At 67.3% G+C, this 19,737-nt stretch carries 16 protein-coding genes; 6 read left to right on the forward strand and 10 right to left on the reverse strand.

All coding sequences use genetic code 11. The features are described 5' to 3' along the window. Positions 1–28 precede the first annotated feature (28 nt). The 5 genes from HWX09_RS08520 to xylA form a co-directional block, all read right to left on the reverse strand. A complete protein-coding gene (locus HWX09_RS08520; RefSeq protein ID WP_027786574.1) occupies positions 29–1,240 on the reverse strand; it encodes a sugar ABC transporter permease in 1,212 nt (403 codons plus the stop codon). Beyond that, the gene (xylG, locus tag HWX09_RS08525) at positions 1,237–2,796 is read right to left on the reverse strand and encodes a D-xylose ABC transporter ATP-binding protein (protein WP_027786573.1); all 1,560 of its coding nucleotides are present in this window, start codon (positions 2,794–2,796) and stop codon (positions 1,237–1,239) included. Before xylG ends, HWX09_RS08520 begins: the two co-directional genes overlap by 4 nt. A 63-nt stretch (positions 2,797–2,859) precedes the next feature. Continuing rightward, complete coding sequence (gene xylF / locus HWX09_RS08530; RefSeq protein ID WP_027786572.1) at positions 2,860–3,888, reverse strand: D-xylose ABC transporter substrate-binding protein; 1,029 nt, start codon at positions 3,886–3,888, stop codon at positions 2,860–2,862. A gap of 70 nt (positions 3,889–3,958) precedes the next feature. Then, the gene (gene xylB, locus HWX09_RS08535) at positions 3,959–5,452 is read right to left on the reverse strand and encodes a xylulokinase (RefSeq protein ID WP_027786571.1); all 1,494 of its coding nucleotides are present in this window, start codon (positions 5,450–5,452) and stop codon (positions 3,959–3,961) included. Positions 5,453–5,456: 4 nt separating this feature from the next. Continuing rightward, positions 5,457–6,779, reverse strand: a complete 1,323-nt coding sequence (gene xylA / locus HWX09_RS08540; protein WP_027786570.1) for a xylose isomerase — start codon at positions 6,777–6,779, stop codon at positions 5,457–5,459. Between the two features lie 264 nt (positions 6,780–7,043). Between xylA and HWX09_RS08545 the strand changes: the two genes are divergently transcribed. Together HWX09_RS08545 and HWX09_RS08550 are read left to right on the forward strand one after the other, a co-directional pair. Beyond that, positions 7,044–8,237, forward strand: a complete 1,194-nt coding sequence (locus HWX09_RS08545) for a DNA-binding transcriptional regulator (protein WP_027786569.1) — start codon at positions 7,044–7,046, stop codon at positions 8,235–8,237. A 27-nt stretch (positions 8,238–8,264) separates the two neighbouring features. Next, positions 8,265–9,353, forward strand: a complete 1,089-nt coding sequence (locus HWX09_RS08550; RefSeq protein ID WP_027786568.1) for an aldose epimerase family protein — start codon at positions 8,265–8,267, stop codon at positions 9,351–9,353. Between the two features lie 226 nt (positions 9,354–9,579). Here the strand turns inward: HWX09_RS08550 and HWX09_RS08555 are convergent, their stop codons facing one another. Then, on the reverse strand, positions 9,580–10,473 hold the full coding sequence (locus HWX09_RS08555; RefSeq protein ID WP_027786567.1) for a LysR family transcriptional regulator: 894 nt from the start codon (positions 10,471–10,473) through the stop codon (positions 9,580–9,582). Between HWX09_RS08555 and HWX09_RS08560 the strand changes: the two genes are divergently transcribed. Next, positions 10,442–11,386, forward strand: a complete 945-nt coding sequence (locus HWX09_RS08560; RefSeq protein ID WP_230469159.1) for an SDR family oxidoreductase — start codon at positions 10,442–10,444, stop codon at positions 11,384–11,386. The two genes, HWX09_RS08555 and HWX09_RS08560, sit on opposite strands and share 32 nt — an antisense overlap. Before the next feature lie 59 nt (positions 11,387–11,445). On the opposite strand, the gene HWX09_RS08565 is transcribed toward HWX09_RS08560, so the two are convergent. Next, entirely contained in the window at positions 11,446–12,684 is a 1,239-nt protein-coding gene (locus HWX09_RS08565) for an SfnB family sulfur acquisition oxidoreductase (protein WP_034185528.1), read from the reverse strand. Positions 12,685–13,023: 339 nt separating this feature from the next. Between HWX09_RS08565 and HWX09_RS08570 the strand changes: the two genes are divergently transcribed. Then, entirely contained in the window at positions 13,024–14,295 is a 1,272-nt protein-coding gene (locus HWX09_RS08570; RefSeq protein ID WP_027786564.1) for an acyl-CoA dehydrogenase family protein, read from the forward strand. After that, positions 14,292–15,692 (forward strand): LLM class flavin-dependent oxidoreductase, encoded by a 1,401-nt coding sequence (locus HWX09_RS08575; RefSeq protein ID WP_027786563.1) that lies wholly within the window; start codon positions 14,292–14,294, stop codon positions 15,690–15,692. Before HWX09_RS08570 ends, HWX09_RS08575 begins: the two co-directional genes overlap by 4 nt. A 142-nt stretch (positions 15,693–15,834) precedes the next feature. Here the strand turns inward: HWX09_RS08575 and HWX09_RS08580 are convergent, their stop codons facing one another. Continuing rightward, a complete protein-coding gene (locus tag HWX09_RS08580) occupies positions 15,835–17,262 on the reverse strand; it encodes an MFS transporter (RefSeq protein ID WP_027786562.1) in 1,428 nt (475 codons plus the stop codon). 255 nt (positions 17,263–17,517) lie between these two features. Then, the gene (locus HWX09_RS08585; protein WP_027786561.1) at positions 17,518–18,426 is read right to left on the reverse strand and encodes an alpha/beta hydrolase; all 909 of its coding nucleotides are present in this window, start codon (positions 18,424–18,426) and stop codon (positions 17,518–17,520) included. Between the two features lie 86 nt (positions 18,427–18,512). Here HWX09_RS08585 and HWX09_RS08590 point away from each other — a divergent pair, with 86 nt between their 5' ends. After that, complete coding sequence (locus HWX09_RS08590; protein WP_027786560.1) at positions 18,513–18,899, forward strand: MerR family transcriptional regulator; 387 nt, start codon at positions 18,513–18,515, stop codon at positions 18,897–18,899. Positions 18,900–19,085: 186 nt separating this feature from the next. Here the strand turns inward: HWX09_RS08590 and HWX09_RS08595 are convergent, their stop codons facing one another. After that, on the reverse strand, positions 19,086–19,493 hold the full coding sequence (locus tag HWX09_RS08595; RefSeq protein WP_027786559.1) for a VOC family protein: 408 nt from the start codon (positions 19,491–19,493) through the stop codon (positions 19,086–19,088). Positions 19,494–19,737 lie beyond the last annotated feature (244 nt).

The following is a 19,737-nucleotide window of genomic DNA, read 5'->3' on the forward strand; positions in this document are numbered from 1 at the left end:
CTTTTTCGACTGGCGACCGACCGGCCCGTCACCGCCGGTTCGATCGCGACACCACGTCGATCCACACCGCCAGCACCAGCACCGCGCCCTTGACGATCATCTGCCAGTACGCATCGACGTCCAGCATCGACATTCCGTTGTCGAGGCTCGCCATCACGAGCGCGCCGATCAGCGCGCCGTAGACCGTGCCCGACCCGCCGCGCATCGACGTGCCGCCGATGAAGCACGCGGCGATCGCGTCGAGTTCGCCCATCGAGCCGGCGGACGGCGACCCAGCCGCGAGCCGCGCCGTATTGACGAGGCCGGCAAACGCGCACATCAGCCCCATCAGCGCGAAGATCACGAGCTTCACGCGGTCGGTATCCACGCCCGACAGCCGCGTCGCCTCCAGGTTCGAACCCACCGCATAGATACGCCTGCCGAACACCGTCTGCGTGGCGATCCACGAGAACACGCCGAGCAGCACGAGCAGCAGCAGCACGGGCACCGGAATACCGCCGTAACGGTCGAGCGTCGCGACGAAGGCGAACAGCACCGCCCCGGCGCCCACGATCTTCGCGACGTCCTGCCACAACGGAGCGACCGCGAGCCGGTAGCGCCGCCGCGTGCCGCGCTGCCGCACCACCAGCAGCGTCGCGACCACGAACAGCAGCACCGCGAGGGCGTCCCCGGCCACACGCGGCAGATAGCCCTGCCCGATGAACACGAAGCCGTCCGACACGGGTGCGATCGTCGAGCCGCCCGTCACGCCGAGCAGGATGCCGCGAAACGCGAGCATTCCGCCGAGCCCGACGATGAACGACGGCACGCGCCGATAGGTCGACCACCAGCCGTTGAAGAGCCCGATCACCACGCCGAGCACGAGCACGGCCGGAACCGTCGCCGCGACCGGCCAGTGGCGGTTGACGTCGAGAATCGCGGCGACGCCGCCGAGCAGCCCGAGCAGCGAGCCGACCGACAGGTCGATCTCGCCCGCGATGATGACGAACACCATGCCGCACGCGAGCATGCCGGTGATCGACATCTGCCGCAACAGGTTCGATACGTTGCGCGGCGTGACGAACGCGCCGTCCGTGAGCACCGAGAAGAACGCCCAGATCGCGACCACCGCGAACAGCAGCGCGAGCACCTTGTAGCGCGTGAAGACATGGCGCAACGGCAGCCGCGGCGCGCGGCCGTCGGGACGACGCGCGTTCGCATCCGGCGTCGCCGGGGTCGAGGAAGAAAGTTCGGAATTCATGTCGCACTCGCTGCGGTGGGTTCGGCGGGCAGCCGCGCGGGCTTCAGCGCGGCGCCGAGAATCTGTTCTTGCGTGAGGCCCTGGTTGATGAAATCGCCGCGTAGCTCGCCTTCACCGATCACCAGCACGCGATCGGCCAGGCCGAGCACCTCCGGCAGTTCCGACGACACGACGATCAGTGCGACGCCGCGCTTGGCCAGCGCGAAGATCAGCCGATAGATCTCGGCCTTCGCGCCCACGTCGACGCCGCGCGTCGGTTCGTCGAGGATCAGCACCTGCGGCTCGGTCAGCAGCATCTTGGCGAGCACCGCCTTCTGCTGGTTGCCGCCCGACAGGCTCGCGATCGACAGAAACGGATGCGCGGCGCGCACCGACAGCCGCTGCATCTCGGTGCGGATCGTATCGAGTTCGGCGGCCGCGTCGATCCGCCCGCGCGCCGAGAAGCGCCGCAGCACCGCCAGCGTGATGTTGTGGCCCACGCCGAGCTGCGGCACGATGCCGTGGCGCTTGCGGTCCTCCGGCACCATCGCGATCCCGGCGCGAATCGCGTCGGCCGGCGAGCGGATCGACAGCGGCCGGCCGTTCATCGTCACGGTTGCCGTGCACGCGCCCGGATACGCGCCGAAGATCGCCTGCATCAACTCGGTGCGCCCCGCGCCGACGAGCCCGGCGACGCCGAGAATCTCGCCGCGCCGTACGCTGAACGACACGTCGTCGACGCGCTTGCGGCGCGCGTTCGTCACGTCGCGGCACGTCACGTGGCGCACGTCGAGCACGACGTCGCCGATCTCGTGCGGCTCGCGCGGATACAGGTCGCGAATCTCGCGGCCGACCATCATCGCGATGATCCGGTCGGTGGTCAGCGCGGCCATCGGCTCGGTCGCGACATGGCGGCCGTCGCGGATCACCGTAACCGTGTCGCACACGGCCGCCACCTCGTCGAGCTTGTGCGAGATGTAGACGCAGGCGACGCCGCGGCGCTTCAGGTCGCGCACGATGTCGAGCAGGATGCGCGTCTCCGACGCGCTCAGCGACGACGACGGTTCGTCGAGGATGAGCAGCTTCGCTTGCTTGTTCAGCGCCTTCGCGATCTCGATCAACTGCTGGTGGCCGCCGCCGTAGTTCATCACCGGCTGCGCGACGTTGATCGTGTCGATCCGCAATTCGTGCAGCAGCTCCTCGGCGCGCTGGACCATCGCCGCGAAGTGCATGCGCCCGCCCGGCAGCGTGATCTCGTTGCCGAGGAAGATGTTCTCGGCCACCGACAGCTCGGGCACGAGCATCAGCTCCTGATGGATGATCGCGATGCCCGCGCGCTCGGTGTCGCGCACGCCCGATGCCGTGAGCGGCGCGCCTTCCCAGCGGATCTCGCCGTCCCACGTGCCGTGCGGGTACACGCCCGACAGCACCTTCATCAGCGTCGACTTGCCCGCGCCGTTCTCGCCGCACAGCCCGACGCATTCTCCGGGCCGTACGGTCAGGTCGATACCGTCGAGCGCCTTCACGCCGTCGAATGCCTTGACGATGCCACGCATCGTCAGCAGGGGTTCCGTCATTCGTTCATGCCTCGCAGGATGCGCGCGGGTGCGCCGGTGAAGCGCCGCCCGCGCGTCGCGCCGTTACTGGCTCGCCAGCTGGGCCTGGGTATAGAAGCCGTCCTTCACGACGACGTCGACGTTACGCTTGGTCAACAGCGTCGGCTGCAGCAGCACCGTATCGACCTTCTTCTTGCCGTTGTCGTATTGCGCGTTGAACGCGGGCTTCGTGCCCTTCGCGAGATCGACCGCGAGCTTCGCGGCTTCGCTCGCGATCAGCTTCAGCGGCTTGTAGACGGTCATCGTCTGCGTGCCGGCGATCACGCGCTTGACCGCGGCCAGATCCGCATCCTGCCCGGACACCGGCACCTTGCCGGCCAGATGCTGCGCGGCGAGCGCCTGGATCGCGCCGCCGGCCGTGCCGTCGTTCGACGCGACGATCGCGTCGATCTTGTTGTTGTTCGCGGTCAGTGCGTCCTCGACGATCCGCAGCGCGGTCGACGCGCTCCATTCGGGCACCCACTGCTGGCCGACCACCTTGATGTCGCCGCGGTCGATCGCCGGCTTCAGCACCTTCAGTTGTCCTTCGCGCAGCATCTTCGCGTTGTTGTCGGTCGGCGCGCCGCCGAGCAGGAAATAATTGCCCTTCGGCTTCGCGTCGAACACGCCCTGCGCCTGCAGCTCGCCGACCTTCTCGTTGTCGAACGAGATATACGCGTCGACGTCCGCGTCGAGGATCAGGCGATCGTACGACACGACCTTGATGCCGGCCTTGCGCGCTTCGGCGACGACGTTGCCGAGCGTCTTCGAGTTGAACGGCACGATCACGATCACGTCGACGCCGCGCGAGATCAGGTTCTCGATCTGGGAAATCTGCCGCTCCTCGCTCGCATCGGCCGACTGCACCGACACCTTCGCGCCGAGCTTCGTCGCGGCCGCGACGAAATAGTCGCGATCGCGCGACCAGCGCTCGACGCGCAGGTCGTCGATACAGAAGCCGATCTCGGGCTTGTCCTTGCTCGCGTGGGCGAGCGGCGTGCCCAGCGCGAGGATCGCCAGCGCGGCGGCGCCGGCAAGCGAACTCAATACGGTACGACGCGTCACGGATTTCATGTCTCCACTCCTTGTTATTGAACCACTCACGAACCGCGGGCGGCCGCCGGATGGCACCGCCCGCATCGAGTCACTGCAACGTGCGTCGCGCGCCCGTCGCAAACACCGGTTCGAGCGCACGATACAGCGCGCGAAACGTCGGCCGCCGCACGTCGCGATACCACGCGTGCCGCGCGGGATCGGGCTCGCGCACCGCGACGACCGGCGGTTGCGGACACACGTCGGCGAGCGTCGCACCCGGTTCAAGCGCGAGACGGGCAAGGCGCGCGGCGCCGAGCGCCGGCCCCACTTCGCCGCCCGCGCGCAGCGTCAGCGCACGGCCGCTCAGGTCCGCGAGCATCTGCGTCCAGTACGCGCTGCGCGAGCCGCCGCCGATCACCGTGATGCTGTCGGGCGCGAGCCCGGCCGCATGCAGCGCGTCGATGCCGTCGAGCAGCGCGAAGCCGACGCCTTCGAGCGTCGCGTTCGCGAGATCCGCGCGCCGCGTGTCGGGCTCGAGCCCATAGAACACGCCCTTCGCGTTCACGTCGTTGTGCGGCGTGCGCTCGCCGCTCAGGTACGGCAGGAACCACGGGTGGCTCGCGCGTGCGTTCGTCTCGGCATCGTCGAGCAGCGCCGCGACGCCGTCGTAACCGGCCAGTTGCGCGGTGAAGTCGACGCAGCCGGCCGCGTTCAGCATCACGGACATCAGGTGCCACGTATCCGGCAGCGCATGACAGAAGCTGTGTACCGCCGATTCGGGATTCGCGCGAAACCCGTCCGACACCGCGAAATACACGCCCGACGTGCCGAGCGACAGCAGCGCGTCGCCGGGCCGCACGATGCCGACGCCCACCGCGCCGGCCGCGTTGTCGCCGCCGCCGGCGACCACCGGGATCTCGCGCAGGCCGAGCTCTCGTGCGACCGCCGGAAGCAGCGTGCCGGTGATGCGGTTGCCCTCGAATACGGCCGGCATCTGCGTGCGCGACAGCCCACAGGCGGCGAGCAGCGTGTCGTCGTAGTCGCGCTTCGCGACGTCGAGCCACAGCGTGCCGGCGGCGTCCGACGGATCGGTCGCGAACGCGCCGGTCAGTCGGTAGCGCAGATAATCCTTCGGCAGCAATACGCGGGCGATGCGCGCGAACACGTCGGGCTCGTGACGACGCACCCACAGCAGCTTGGGCGCCGTGAAGCCCGGCATCGCGATGTTGCCGGCCACCGTGCGCAGCGCGGGCGCGAGCCGTTCGAGTTCCTCGCACTCCGCGTCCGCGCGTCCGTCGTTCCACAAGATCGCGGGGCGCAGCACGTCGCCGTCGGCATCGAGCAGCGTTGCGCCGTGCATCTGTCCGGTCAGGCCGAGCGCATCGATGTCGCGCGGGTCGATGCCGGCCGTGCGCGCGTCCGACACGAGTGCGGCAAGCGCGCCGCATGCGGCGTCCCACCAGTCGCGCGGGGCCTGCTCCGACCAGCGCGGCTGCGGCCGGCTCACCGCGAGCGGGCGGCTCGCGCTCGCGCGCACCGCGCCATCGCGGTCGAGCAGCACCGCCTTCACGCCCGACGTGCCGAGATCGAGTCCGATGTACATGGCGTCAGCGCAGCCCGTAGATCGCCTGATTCACGATATTCTCGAGCCGCTCCTGCGCACCGCTTGCATGCCGCGGGTTCACGCCCCGCGCGAGCGCGTCGGCCGCGAGCGACTCCAGCGTATAGCCGCCCGACAGGATCTTGCGGCCGAATGCATCGTCCCACTGCGCGTAGCGTTGCCGGCGCAGCGCGTCGAGCCGGTCGTTCTCGACCAGCACCGCCGCGCGTTCGAGCGCGAGCGCGAGTATGTCGATCGCGCCGACGTGACCGTAGAACAGGTCTTCCGGATCGATGCTCTGGCGCCGCACCTTCGCGTCGAAGTTCATCCCGCCGGTCGTGAAGCCGCCGTGGCGCAGGATTTCATAGAACGCGAGCGTCAGTTCCTCGACGCTGTTCGGGAACTGGTCGGTGTCCCAGCCGTTCTGCGCATCGCCGCGGTTCGCGTCGACGCTGCCGAACACGCCGAGCGCGAATGCATTCGCGATCTCGTGATGAAACGAATGGCCCGCGAGCGTCGCGTGATTCGCCTCGATGTTCACGCGGATCTCGTTCTGCAGTCCGTACTGCACGAGGAAGCCGTGCACCGTTGCCACGTCGTAGTCGTACTGATGCTTGGTCGGCTCCTGCGGCTTCGGCTCGATCAGCAGCGCGCCCTTGAAGCCGATCCGGTGCTTGTGCTCGACGACCATCGACAGGAAGCGTGCGAACTGGTCGCGCTCGCGCTTCAGGTCGGTATTGAGCAGCGTCTCGTAGCCTTCCCGTCCGCCCCACAGCACGTAGTTCTCGCCGCCGAGCCGGTGGGTCGCGTCGAGCGCATGGCACACCTGGGTGGCGGCCCATGCGAACACGTCGGGGTTCGGGTTCGTCGCGGCGCCGGCCGCGAAGCGCGGGTGCGAGAACAGGTTCGCGGTGCCCCACAGGAGCCGCACGCCGCTTGCCTGCTGGCGCTCGCCGAGATAGTCGACCATCCGCGCGAAATTGGCCGCGTATTCGCGCAGGCTGTCGCCTTCCGGCGAGACGTCGGTGTCATGGAACGTATAGAACGGCGTGCCGAGCTTCGTGAAGAACTCGAATGCGGCGTCGGCCTTCATCCGCGCGCGTTCGAGCGCGTCGCCCGGCTGCTGCCACGGCCGCTGAAACGCGCCCTGCCCGAACATGTCGTGGCCGGGCCATACGAACGTGTGCCAGTAGCAGACCGCGATCCGCAGATGCTCGGCGAGCGTCTTGCCCAGCACGCGCTTCTCGGGGTCGTAATGGTGATAGGCGAGCGGGTTGTCCGACTGCGGACCTTCGTAGCGAATCGCGGGAATGTGTTCGAAATACGACATGGCGTCTCCGTGCAGGTTCTTGTTGCAGCGCAACGCACGTCGCGACGACGCACGCGGCCGAGTTCGGTTGGCTGGATCGTGCCCGCACGCCTGCCGGCCGGCAATTGCGAAATTGCGCAGCGCGCTTGATGTTTCTTGCCAGCCGCGCTCGCGCGGCGCACGTTCCGTCCTACAATCGCCGTACACCAGACCACCGCGCCGCCTCCGCGAGCGCGCCCCGGAGACAACGGCACGGCGCCCCCGACGCGCTCACCCGACACCGACATGACACGCGCCCCTTCCGCCCAGACACCGCACCGCATCGCGCTGCTGTTCAACGCGAACAAGGTCTACGACCGCGAGATCATCAGCGGCATCGGCCAGTACCTGCACACGACGCGCGTCGTGTGGGACCTCTTCCTCGAAGACGACTTCCGCTGCCGGCTCACCGGGATCGAGCGTTTCGACGGCGACGGCATCATCGCGGACTTCGACGACCCCGCCGTCGCCGACGCGCTCGCCGGTTCGCCGCTGCCGATCGTCGCGATCGGATCGTCGTACGAGGATCCGACGCAATACCCGGACGGCGTCCCATATATTGCGACGGACAACTCCAAGCTCGTGTCGCTCGCCTATACGCATCTGATCGGGGCGGGCCTCGCGCATTTCGCGATGTACAGCCTGCCGGTCGCGCAGGAGAACCGCTGGGCGCAGCAGCGCGAACTGGCGTTCGACCGGCTCGCGCGCGCGGACGGGCTCGACGCCCCGATCTACCGCGGGCTGTCGACGAGCGCGTCGGGCTGGAATCACGCGATCGAACAACTGGTCGGCTGGCTGCATGCGCTGCCGAAGCCGGTCGGCGTGATCGCGGTGACCGATGCCCGCGCGCGCCACCTGCTGCAGGCGTGCCTGATCGCCGGCATCGCGGTGCCGGAGCAGGTCGCGATCATCGGTATCGACAACGATCCGCTCACGCGCACGCTGACGCGCATTCCGTTGTCGTCGGTGATCCAGGGCACCGAGGAAATGGGCCGCACCGCCGCGCACTTGCTGCACCGGATGCTGCGCGGCGCGCGCTTTCCCGGGCAGCGCATTCTCGTGCCGCCGGTCGGCATCAACGTGCTCGAATCGACGCGCCACCAGCCGCTCGCGAGCCCGCACGTGATGCGTGCCCGGCATTTCATCCGGCAGTACGCGTGCCAGGGAATCAAGACCGAACAGGTCGCCGACTATGTCGGCGTATCGCGCTCGCTGCTCGAGGAGCACTTCCGGCGCGAACTGCAACGCACCGTGCACCAGGAGATCCTGCGCCACAAACTCGAAGCCGCGCAGGCGCTGCTCGCCGGCCGGCAGGCATCGAGCGCCGAAGTCGCGATCCGGTGCGGGTTCACGTCGATTCAGTACATGTACGCGGTGTTCAGGCGTGAACTCGGCTGCACGCCGCGCGAATATCAGGAACGCGCGGCCGCCACGCACTGACGAGCGCCGCCCACCCGACATCCACTCATGCATATCGATACCGATTCCTCATACCTGACGCCCGGCGTGGCACGCGTGCATGCCGAGCCGTGGGGCACGTTGCCCGACGGCGAGCCCGTGCGGCGCTATACGCTGCGCAATGCGCACGGGATGCGTGTCGTCGTCAGCGACCTCGGCGCGACCGTCGTGTCGTGGCTCGCACCCGACCGCACGGGACGCTTTGCCGATATCGTGCTCGCGCACGACACGCCCGCCGAGTACCTCGAATCCGGGGTCTACCTGGGCGCGACGATCGGCCGATGGGCGAACCGGATCGCCGGCGCACGCTTCACGCTCGACGGCGTGGACTACCTGCTCGACCGCAACGAGAACGGCAACCTGCTGCACGGCGGCGCGAACGGTTTTCATCGCGCGCGGTGGGACGTGCTCGACGATAGCGGCGGGCTGACGCTGCGGCTCAATTCGCCGGAAGGCGACGCGGGATTCCCCGGCAACGTGAGCGTGCAGGTTCGCTACACGCTCGACGACGACGGCACGCTGACGATCGACTATACGGGCTGGACCGATGCGCCGACGCCGCTGAACCTGACGAATCACAGCTACTTCAACCTGAACGGGCGCGCGGGCAGCGACGTGCGCGGCCATCTGCTGCACATCGACGCCGACGCGTTCCTCGAAGTGGACGACGCGCTGATCCCGACCGGCACGGCCGACGTGACGGGCACGGCGTTCGATTTCCGGCAAAGCGCGCCGCTCGGTGCACGCCTCGACTGGCCGCATGCGCAACTGGCGCGCGCACGCGGCTTCGATCACTGCTTCGTCGTGGGCAACGGCGCGCGCGAGGTCCGGCCCGTCGCACGGGTCTACGATCCGGAGAGCGGCCGCGAATTGATCGTGTCGACCGATCAGCGCGGACTGCAGCTCTATACGGGCAACTATCTCGACGGCGTGCGCGTGAGCGGCGGCACGCCATGCGCGCGACACGCGGCGCTGTGCGTCGAGGCGGGCGGCTTTCCGGATCAGGTCAACATGGACGGCCTGCGCGACGATGCGATCCTTCATCCGGGCGCCGTCTATCGGCAAACCACCCGGTATCGGGTGGGGGTTCAGGCATAGGAGGCGCACAGGACGCGCGAGCCGCATCGTCGCGCGTCAGGCGGCGTCGACGTCGCCCCGGGCGACTGCCGGCTCCGCCACGGCATCCGGGCCGTCGTGGCGGCGGGTCTTACGCATGACGAACGACCGGTTGCCCCACCGGATCGGCGTCAGCGATGCGCGGTCCCGGTTGTCGTTCCTTCGGTTCGCGTCTCGATGCCGATACGGTGACGATCCCCGTGGTTGCCTAATCGCGCTGGGCAAGAGCGGCGGAAAAGAAGTCGGTCACCATGCGGACGCGTGCCGGCACATACCGGCGTTTCGGCCACACGAGGCTGATGTCCCTCACTTCTTTCAAAAATTCGTCGAGAACCGTGATGATGCCGGGATGCCCGAGTTCGTCGGTAAGCGAAGCCTCAGTGAAGAGGCCAATTCCGACACCCGCCAGCACGCCCGCCCGAATCGTTTCGACGCTGTTCGACGACAAGTTGCCGCGAACGGTCACGCTGAAATCGCCGGCGGGGCCGACGAACGGCCAACTGGCGGCCGATTCCGAAAGGCCCCCGTACAGAAGGCAATTGTGATCGACCAGTTCGTCAGGCGCCTTCGGGGTGCCATGGTGCTCGAAATAGTCTCGGGAGCCGACGCAAACAAGGCGAGTGCTTGCCACGCGTTTGACGACAGCGTCGGCATCGTCGACTCGACCGACTCGAATGGCGAGATCGATGCGATCTTCCACCATGTCTCGCACGAAGTCCGAGAGAACGAGATCGACCTGAAGCCCGGGATTCGATGACAGCAAGTCCGGAATAAGCGGAAGTACGTGCAGGCGGCCGAAGGTCGAAGGCGTCGCTATCCTGACCAGGCCCGTGACATTGAGCGTGCTGCTCGTCATCTCGCCGTCGGCTTCGTCGAACTCGTCGACGAGCGGCTTCATGCGATCGTAATAGCGCTGCCCCTGATCCGTCAGCGTGACACTCCGTGTGCTGCGGTTCAGCAGCATGACGCCGAGACGTTTCTCGAGCGAGCCGACCGCCTTGCTGATGGCCGACTGCGAGTGGCCGGTTCTACGCGCCGCGGCCGAGAACCCGCCTGCGTCGACGACGGCGATGAAGGCGCCGAGTTCGTCCAATCGATCCATTGCAGCCCCTGGCGAAACCGCTCGTTTCCGCGCTCGGATCGCTCACATTGAAGTGCGAGCGATTCTAACAAGGAATAGCGCTTATGAAGATTCGCCCGATTATCATTCGCGGCGCAGGCAGTTACGCTTTCTTCCGTCAACCACGAATACACGGAAGATTCCAATGACTTCTCTCGCAGGCAAGGTCGCCGTCATCAGCGGCGGCACAACCGGTATCGGTCTCGCGATCGCGCAGCGCTATGTCGCCGAAGGTGCGCACGTATTCATTTTCGGGCGCCGGCAGGCTCAACTCGACGCGGCCGCCGAACGGATCGGACGCAATGTCACGGCCATCCAGGCCGACGCGACGAATCTCGACGATCTCGAACGCGTTGCGTCGGCGGTCAGGGCCGACACGGGCGCGGTCGACATCGTCGTGTCGAATGCGGCGTTGGTCGAACAGGCGTCGATCGATACCCTGACCCCGGAACATTTCGACAAGACGTTCGACCTCAACGCCCGTGGCCCCGTCTTCCTGGTGCAGAAGCTCCTGCCGCTCATGACGAATGGCGGATCGATCATTCTGGTTTCGTCGGCCATGCACGTGATGGGTATTCCGGGTCACACCACCTACGCAGCGACGAAAGCGGCCTTGCGTTCGTATGCACGCACCTGGGCCGCCGAGTTCAAGAATCGCGGCATTCGGGTCAACACGCTGAGCCCGGGCGTCACCGACACGCCGATGCTCGACTCACAGGTGACGAATGCGCAGGAGCGTCAATCCTTGGTCGACATGTACCTGAACATGGTCCCCCTCGGCCGGCTCGCGCAGCCCGAGGAGATGGCGAACGCGGCCGTGTTCCTTGCATCCGATCAAAGCGTGTACATGACAGGCGCGGACATGATGGTTGACGGCGGCGTCGGTCAGGTTTGACGCTCGACGGCATCGCGCGGCCGTCGACCCGCGCGCTGCCGGCGTCCGGCCGCTGACGTTCAATTCCACGCATGGCGCGCCGGGCGCGCGCCGTTCAGGTAGTAGTTGCCGACGAGGTGATATTTCCAGCGCACCGGATCGTGCAGCGTATGCGTGCGCGCATTGCGCCAATGCCGGTCGAGGTTGTGCTCGGCGAGCGTCGATTGCGTGCCGGCCAGCTCGAACAGCTTCTCGCCCGCGAGCAGCGCGACCTCGGTCGTCAACACCTTCGCTTCACCGACCGCGACGGATGCCCGCGCGACATCGTCATCGGTCACGTCGCCCTTTGCCGCGATCTCGTCGAGCGTGCGCGCCGCACGCTCGAGCAACGCGTCGGCCGCGTGCAGCTGGACGTGCAGGCGGCCGATTTCGCGAATCGTCAGCGGATCGTCCGCCGCCCGTTCGACGCCGCTGTCGACCCATGGCCGCGAGCGGGTTCGCACGAATGTCAGCGTATCGTCGATGGCCGCCTTCGCGATGCCCGCGTCGATCGCCGCCTGGATGATCTGCGACAGCGGACCGTTGAGCGTCGGCACGTCCGATACGCGCTGCGCCGGCAGCACGTGCGACGCCGGAATGCGCACCGCGTCGAGCACGACCGTCCCGCTCGCGGTCGTGCGCTGCCCGAATCCCGACCAGTCGTCGATCACGGTCAACCCCGGCGTCGGTTGCGGCACGTACGCGAGCCATGCCTGGCGTGCGTCGTCGAGCCCGAGCACCGGCACGTAATGCGCGAACAGTGCACCGGTCGAGTAGAACTTCGTGCCGTCGACGACATAGTCGTCGCCGTCGCGGCGCACGCGCGTCTTCAGGTCGAGCACGTGCTTCGTGCCCTTCTCCGAGAACCCGTTGCCGAATCGCTTGCCGCTCAGCACTTCGGCGAAGAAATGACGCTTCTGCGCGTCGTTGCCGACGAGCGCGATCACGTCGACGAGCCCGAAATGATTCTGCGGAAGCTGCCCGAGCGACGCATCGGCCGCGGCGACGATCTTGATCACCTCGGTGAGCGTCACATGCGATACGCCCGCGCCGCCGTATGCCTTCGGCACCGTGATCGCCCACAGCCCGGACTGCGAAAACCATTCGATTTCCTCGCGTGGCAGGCGGCGCTCGCGATCGCGTTCGGCCGCCCCTTGCGCCAGGCGTTGCGCCAGCGCATGCGCGACCGCAAGCGCTTGCGCATCGTCGGCGATCACGTTCGCCGCCTGCGATGGCACGTCGGCCGGCCGCTCCTGAATCGTCGCGCTCGTGTCTGACATCGGGTTCTCCTGTCGAATGGCGAAAGCATTCAATCTAGCAGCGCCGCGCGGGCCGGAAAACCGAGCGATTCTTGAAACGATATTCCTTTGGATAACAAACGATGTCGAGCCTGACGCAGGCGAACCGGTGTCTTGGCGTCGAAACGGACGCGAGAACGTCGATGCGGCCCCACTCGGTCGCGGTCGCGGTCGCGGTCGCGGTTCCGGTCGCGGTCGAAGTCGCAGTCCCGGTAATACGCAGCGACGATAACGATCCGAGAATCCGTTATTGGAACGCCCGCGCCGCGCTTCCTATACTGGGCTCCCGGCGCACACGGCCCGTCTTTCGAGGAATACCGCATGACTTCGTCGCACGCAGCCTTCGACCTTTCCACCGGTACCGACTACGATGCGCTCGCGAGCCGGTTCCGGCCGATCTTCGAGCGCATCGCCACCGGCACCGCCGAGCGCGAACGCCGCCGCGAACTGCCGCACGAGGCGATCGGCTGGCTGAAATCCGCTGGCTTCGGCGCGATACGACTGCCGGTCAACGCCGGCGGCGCCGGCGCATCGCTGCCGCAGTTGTTCCGGCTGCTGACCGAGCTGGCCGCCGCCGATTCCAATTTGCCGCAGGCGTTGCGCGGACATTTCGCGTTCGTCGAGGATTGGTTGAACGCGCCGGACGGGCCGCAACGCACGACCTGGCTCGACCGCTTCGCGAGCGGCCAGCTCGTCGGCAACGCGTGGTCGGAAGCCGGCGACGTACCGCTCGGCCAGACCGCCACGAAGGTGTCGGAGCAGCACGGCCGGCTCGTGCTGAACGGCCGGAAGTTCTACAGCACCGGCAGCCTGTTCGCCGACTGGATCGACGTGTTCGCGCAGCGCGCGCACGACGGCAGCGACGTGATCGTCGCGGTTGCGACCGCGCAGCCCGGCGTGATCCGCGAGGACGACTGGGACGGTTTCGGCCAGACGACCACCGGCAGCGGCACGACACGTTTCGAGAATGCGACGGTCGACGCGGACAACGTGATCGATTTCGCGCGCCGCTTCAAGTACCAGACCGCGTTCTACCAGTTGTTCCACGTCGCGACGCTGGCCGGTATCGGCCATGCGATCGTGCGCGACGCGGGCGAACTCGTGCGCAACCGCACGCGCGTGTACAGCCACGGCAATGCACGGCGCGCGGGCGACGACGCACAGCTGCAGCAGGTGATCGGCGAGATCGCGTCATGGGCATACGCGGCCGACGCGCTCGCGCTGCGCGCCGCGCAACCGCTTCAGCAGGCGTACGAAGCGCGCTTCGGCGGCGACGAGGCGGCCGAGCAGGCCGCGAACGTCGCGGCCGAAATCGAATCCGCGCAGAGCCAGCTCGTCGTGTCCGAACTCGTGCTGCGCGCGGCGACGCGCCTGTTCGACGCGCTCGGCGCGTCCGCGACCCGCAGCACGACCGCGCTCGATCGCCACTGGCGCAACGCGCGCACGGTGTCGTCGCACAATCCGCTCGTCTACAAGGCGCGCATCGTCGGAGACTGGATCATCAACGGCCGCACGCCGCCGTTCGTCTGGCGCGTGGGCAACGGTTCGGGCGCCGATGCGGGCACCGGCACGCAAACGGGAGCCGCGCAATGAGCAAGACCATCCGCTTCAACGCGTTCGAGATGAACTGCGTGGGCCACCAGTCGCCCGGCCTGTGGGCGCATCCGCGCGACCGCTCGTGGCAGTACAAGGATCTCGACTACTGGACCGACCTCGCCCGCGTGCTCGAGCGCGGGATCTTCGATGCGATCTTCATCGCGGACGTGATCGGCTACTACGACGTGTACAAGGGCAGCAACTATCACGCGCTGCACCAGGCCGCGCAGATCCCGGTCAACGATCCGCTGCAACTGGCCGCGCCGATCGCGATGGCGACCGAGCATCTCGGCATCGGCATCACCGCGTCGACGACGTTCGAGCACCCTTACACGTTCGCACGCCGGCTGTCGACCGCCGACCATCACACGAAGGGCCGGCTCGCGTGGAACATCGTCACGTCGTACCTGGAGAGCGGCGCGAAGAACGTCGGCGATCACGGGCTGCGCACGCACGACGACCGCTATGCGGTCGCGGCCGAGTACGTCGAGGTGCTGTACAAGCTGTTCGAGGGAAGCTGGGAGGATGGTGCGGTGGTGCGCGATCGCGACGGCCGCGTGTTCACGCATCCCGAGAAAGTGCACGAGATCGGTCACCAGGGCCGCTTCTTCGACGTGCCCGGCTATCACCTGTGCGAGCCGTCGCCGCAGCGCACGCCGGTGCTGTTCCAGGCCGGCGCGTCGGGCCCCGGCAAGGCGTTCGCCGCGCAGCACGCCGAGTGCGTGTTCGTCGCCGCGCCCACCCGCGACCAGCTTGCGCGCTACGTGGCCGACGTACGCGCGCAGGCCGCTGCCGCCGGACGCGACCCGGCCAAGGTGCTGATCTACAACCTCGTCACGGTGATCGTCGACGAGACCGACGAGCGGGCGCAGGCCAAGTTCGACGAGTATCGCCGCTACGTGTCGTACGACGGCTCGCTGGTGTTCATGTCGGGCTGGACCGGTATCGACTTCGGCCAGTACGCGGCGACCGATCCCGTCAGGCGCGTCGAAACGAATGCCATCGTGTCGGCGGTCGAGCACCTGTCGGGCGGCGACACCGCGTGGACGATCGAGGCGCTGGCGGCCTGGGGCGGCATCGGCGGGATGGGCCCGGTATTCGTGGGGTCGGCGGCGACCGTCGCGGACATCCTGCAGGAATGGGTGGCCGCGACCGACGTGGACGGTTTCAATCTCGCGTATGCGGTCGCGCATGAAACCTTCGAGGATGTCGTCCGCCATCTCGTGCCCGAGCTTCAGCGCCGCGGCGTGTATCCGAGCGCGTATGCGCCGGGCACGCTGCGCGAAAAGCTCTTCGGCGGCTCGGCGCGATTGCCCGACGAGCATCCGGCCGCGCGGTTTCGCGATATCGAACAGGTCAAGCGCGAGGCCGAGCGGGAAGCGGTCGGCGCGTAACGAAAACGTCGGGCAATATCGAAGCCGGCCGGTCCGCATATGCGACTCCGGCCGGCTTCAGGACAAACGGCTTCGTGCGGTTCGACGAAGCCGTTCGTGTTTTCCGGGGAAGGCGAGCGTCCCCGTCAGCGCCCGTCAGCGCTTACGCGACGCTTTCGTCGTCGATGTCGTGCGCCGTCGGTTCGTGACGCACGATCAGCAGAAACACGATCGGCGTGACCGCACTGACCGCGACGACCCAGAACATGTCGGTGCCGAGTCGGGCTTGCAGGATCGGCAGCACGAACAGCGCCAGCGCCTGGCCGATGCCGCACAGCGACCGTCCGAAGCCGACGCCGGTGCCGCGGATCGCGGCGGGATACGACAGCGTCGGATAGATCATCATCTGCGCCCCCGGCCCGAACCCTTCCGCGAACAGCCACGTGCCGAGCATCAGCAGCACGACGCCCACCGCCAGTGCGCCATGCGGATGTCCCGCGAGCGCCAGCGCGACGAGCGCGACCGTCTGCAACGCGAAACCCGCGATCGCGACGTGGCGCGACGGATAGCGATACGCGAGACGCATGCCCAGCAAGCCGCCGGTGAACGCGAACAGCACGTTCAGCGCCAGCGATGCCGCGATCGTCTCGAACACGCCCGCACCCAGAAATTGCGACAGAATCGACGGCAGGAAGAACGCAATCGCCGTGTACTCGAACGGGATGCACAGGTTCATCACGCTGGCGACGATCGTGCGCCCCAGATACGGGCGCTGAAACAGCACGCGAATCCGCACGGGCGGCGGGCTCGGCTCGCGTCGCGCGTCCTCCGCTTCGTGCGCGTGAATGCCGTACGACTCGCGCAGGATGCGCGCGGCATTGGCCAGATCGCCCTGATTCGCGGCCCACAGCGGCGATTCGTTCATGAAGCGGTTGCGGAACAGGATGATGACGAGCGCCGGCACCGCGCCGAAAATCAGCGATGCGCGCCACAGCCATCCCGCATGCTCGGCCGGCAGCAGGAAATACAGGCCGAAGATCAGCAGGAAGCAGACCGACGACGCGACGTACCACATCGGGCACCATGCCGCGAGCCGCGACGCCTTGTTGCCGCGGCCGTCGAACTTCGAGAATTCCGCGAGGAACGCCATCGCGACGGGCAGGTCGATGCCGACGCCGAGCCCCATCACGAAACGTGCGGCGATCAGCACCCAGACGTTCGGCGCGAGCCCGGCCGCGATCGCCGCGACCACGAAGAACAGCATGTCGGCCATGAACACCTGATAGCGGCCGATCCGGTCGGTCAGCCAGCCGCCGATCAGGCTGCCGAAGATCGTGCCGATCATGATCGCCGACCCGACCAGCCCGGTCAGCGCGGGCGTCAGCCCGAATTCGCGCGCCACGTCGTCGATGCCGTACGACAGCGTCGTCAGGTCGTACGCGTCGAGAAACACGCCGCCGAGCGCCAGCAGCACGATCATCCGTGCATGGCTGACCGAACTGCCCACCGTGTTGATCAGGCGCGCGACGTCGCTGGCCGAGCGGATGGGGGAAGAAACCGGCGTGACGGGGCTCAGATCGATCGAACTCATCGGATTCCTTAGTTTATTGCCGAATGCACGGCAAGGTCGTCGTGAAGCCGGGAACCGGGCAGGTGCCTTCGCGATCATCGCGGCGCCAAGCGAACGCGGCGCCGCTGTGGGCGGGTTCCGGCAGCAGAAATTCTGTTCCTCCGATCCGGCAATCCCAAGCGATATAAAGCGATAAATTAATCGGCGTGCGTCATAAACACGGCCGGAATCCCGGTCACGCCGGCCCGACATCGCCGGCCCGCACGGCACACGACTTCATGGCGAGGACGCCGACCGGACGAACTCGGCCAGATCGCGATTGAACCGCTCGGCTTCCTCGATGAACGGCGCGTGCCCCGACTCCGCGTACACCTTGCTGGCAATGCGTGGATTCAGCTCGGCCGCGCGGGCCAGCGTCGCATGCGTATCGACCAGCGCGTCGCGGCCGCCGTAGACGAAGAGCAGCGGCACGCGCGCGTTGCCGAGCCCCGCGGCGGCGAACACCGACATCGTCGGGATGGCCTTTTGCATGTCCCACGACGCCATCGCGGCGTTGGCGAGCAACCGCTCGAACGTGACGGCATCCGGCCGACGGTTGAAGCACAGACCGACGAACGTACGTTCGCCGTCGAGATGCGTTTTCAGATCCGTCGCGTTCATGTCCCGGTACACGTCCGGATGATCGACGATCTGGCCCGGCGCAAGCTCGACCACGCCGTCGACGTACACAGCGCCCGCGATCGCGCGATCGCCGTACCTGGCGAGGTAGTTCGAGATCACCACGCCGCCGAGCGACCAGCCGACCACGACGGGTTTGCGCGCATGCGCGCCTTCGATGACGGCGGCGAGATCGTCGCCCCAGCGGGTTCCGTCGCGATACGGCTGCGCGCCGGACGGCTTGTCCGACAGCCCGTGGCCGCGCAGATCGTACGTGATGATCCGGAATCCACGCAGTTCGGGGCTGCGGACCTGCGCGTCCCAGTTCAGACGGCTGCCGAGCAGGCCGTGAATCAGGATGATCGGTACGCCGTCGGGGTCGCCGCTTTCCTGAACGGCCAGCTTCACGCCGTCCGTCGACGTGACGGTATAGCTCAGCGGCGCGGCCGCCGCGTCGTACGCCCATGCGAAGGGCGTCGCCCACCAGATCGCGGCAATCAGCCAGTGGATCAGCATTCGGATATTCACGATTTTTCCTGTAAGGATGAACGGGCGTACAGTCTCAACCCTCACACTGATGTGAGAGTCAAGCGAATCGTGCTAACCTGCCTTTCATGAAAAACCCGCCTCCGCCACCGCTGCTGACCGTCCGCAAACTCGCGCAGCTCACCGGCGCGAGCGTGCGCTCGATCCGGCACTACGACGAGCACGGCTTGCTCGCGTCGGTGCGCGCCGGCAACGGCTATCGCCTGTTCCCCGACAAGGCGGTGACGCAGGTCAAACAGATTCAGCGCATGATCGCGACCGGTTTCACCCTCGACGACATTCGCGGCTTTCCGGACTGCATGCTGCTGATCGAGGGCGCGCGTTCGTGCGATCAGAACACCGACGTCCAGCGCGACCGCCTCGAAGCGATCGACCGTCAGATCGCCGATCTAGAAAAGCGGCGCGCGCGGCTCGTCAAGATGTTGCGGGATGGCGCGGTGCCGCCGCTCGATTGACGCGGTGGCGTTCGCGGCACGGATCGCCTCTCCTCGCCCTTCGGCTACTCATACGCGCATCTGCAATGGACGGAGATCACCAAACCGTCGCGTACCCGCGCGGTCATCGAGTCCCTCGCCCTCACCCGAGCCGGCGGTAGCGATTGCGATTGCGATTGAGCGCGGCACGGCACGAACCGCCTCGCGTCAATCGTCGAAGGTGCCCTGATATTCCGGCGCGGCATCCGCGCGCGTGTTCAGTTCGAACATCACGCCGCCCGGCGCGCGGCAAAAGAAGCGCGAACCGCGCCCGTTGTTGAAGACGCCCGTCTCCATCGCGACGCCCTCTTGCTTGAAGCGCGCGAACAGCGCTTGCACGGCATCGAGGCTCGGCAGTTCGAAGCCGACGTGGAAATTGGCGGGCCACGCGGGCACGCCGTCGCCGACGTGATCGATCACGACGTCGAAACCCGGGCGTTTGAGGATCCACGATTTCTCCCAGCTTCCCGCGATCGTGAAGCCGAGGTATCGCTCGAAGAATCGGGCGGTCGCCAGTGTGTCGGCGGACGGAAAGCTCAGGTGGTTGAGCTTCATCGTGGGTGTCGTTTCGGTCATTGTCGCGTGCTCCGATGCGGTGGTGGGCGCAGGCCCCATGCCGTGCCGCCCGGTGACTTCAGAATACGAGCGCGGGCTCGCATTCCACAACTCGCATTGGACGCACCCGCCGAAAGGACGCCCAGCCCGCGTGAGGCGGTCGTTCGGGCGGCGAGCGACGCTCGCAACGGATCGCGCTGCTCGCATTCGGCGTCGTGCGACCGATCGCACCGGCGTGCGTCAAACGACGAAGGCCCGGCGTCCA

It is taken from the genome of Burkholderia sp. BCC1208 (genome assembly GCF_902833095.1).
Taxonomy (GTDB): Bacteria; Pseudomonadota; Gammaproteobacteria; order Burkholderiales; family Burkholderiaceae; genus Burkholderia.

Excerpts from the sequence above, each read along its gene's own strand:
- HWX09_RS08570 (WP_027786564.1), top strand. The coding sequence starts at position 13,024 with ATGACTTCGTCGCACGCAGCCTTCGACCTTTCCACCGGTACCGACTAC.
- xylA (WP_027786570.1), bottom strand. The coding sequence starts at position 6,779 with ATGTCGTATTTCGAACACATTCCCGCGATTCGCTACGAAGGTCCGCAG.
- HWX09_RS08595 (WP_027786559.1), bottom strand. The coding sequence starts at position 19,493 with ATGACCGAAACGACACCCACGATGAAGCTCAACCACCTGAGCTTTCCG.
- xylG (WP_027786573.1), bottom strand. The coding sequence starts at position 2,796 with ATGACGGAACCCCTGCTGACGATGCGTGGCATCGTCAAGGCATTCGAC.
- HWX09_RS08520 (WP_027786574.1), bottom strand. The coding sequence starts at position 1,240 with ATGAATTCCGAACTTTCTTCCTCGACCCCGGCGACGCCGGATGCGAAC.
- HWX09_RS08550 (WP_027786568.1), top strand. The coding sequence starts at position 8,265 with ATGCATATCGATACCGATTCCTCATACCTGACGCCCGGCGTGGCACGC.
- HWX09_RS08555 (WP_027786567.1), bottom strand. The coding sequence starts at position 10,473 with ATGGATCGATTGGACGAACTCGGCGCCTTCATCGCCGTCGTCGACGCA.
- xylF (WP_027786572.1), bottom strand. The coding sequence starts at position 3,888 with ATGAAATCCGTGACGCGTCGTACCGTATTGAGTTCGCTTGCCGGCGCC.
- HWX09_RS08545 (WP_027786569.1), top strand. The coding sequence starts at position 7,044 with ATGACACGCGCCCCTTCCGCCCAGACACCGCACCGCATCGCGCTGCTG.
- HWX09_RS08590 (WP_027786560.1), top strand. The coding sequence starts at position 18,513 with ATGAAAAACCCGCCTCCGCCACCGCTGCTGACCGTCCGCAAACTCGCG.
- HWX09_RS08575 (WP_027786563.1), top strand. The coding sequence starts at position 14,292 with ATGAGCAAGACCATCCGCTTCAACGCGTTCGAGATGAACTGCGTGGGC.
- HWX09_RS08565 (WP_034185528.1), bottom strand. The coding sequence starts at position 12,684 with ATGTCAGACACGAGCGCGACGATTCAGGAGCGGCCGGCCGACGTGCCA.
- HWX09_RS08560 (WP_230469159.1), top strand. The coding sequence starts at position 10,442 with ATGAAGGCGCCGAGTTCGTCCAATCGATCCATTGCAGCCCCTGGCGAA.
- HWX09_RS08580 (WP_027786562.1), bottom strand. The coding sequence starts at position 17,262 with ATGAGTTCGATCGATCTGAGCCCCGTCACGCCGGTTTCTTCCCCCATC.
- xylB (WP_027786571.1), bottom strand. The coding sequence starts at position 5,452 with ATGTACATCGGACTCGATCTCGGCACGTCGGGCGTGAAGGCGGTGCTG.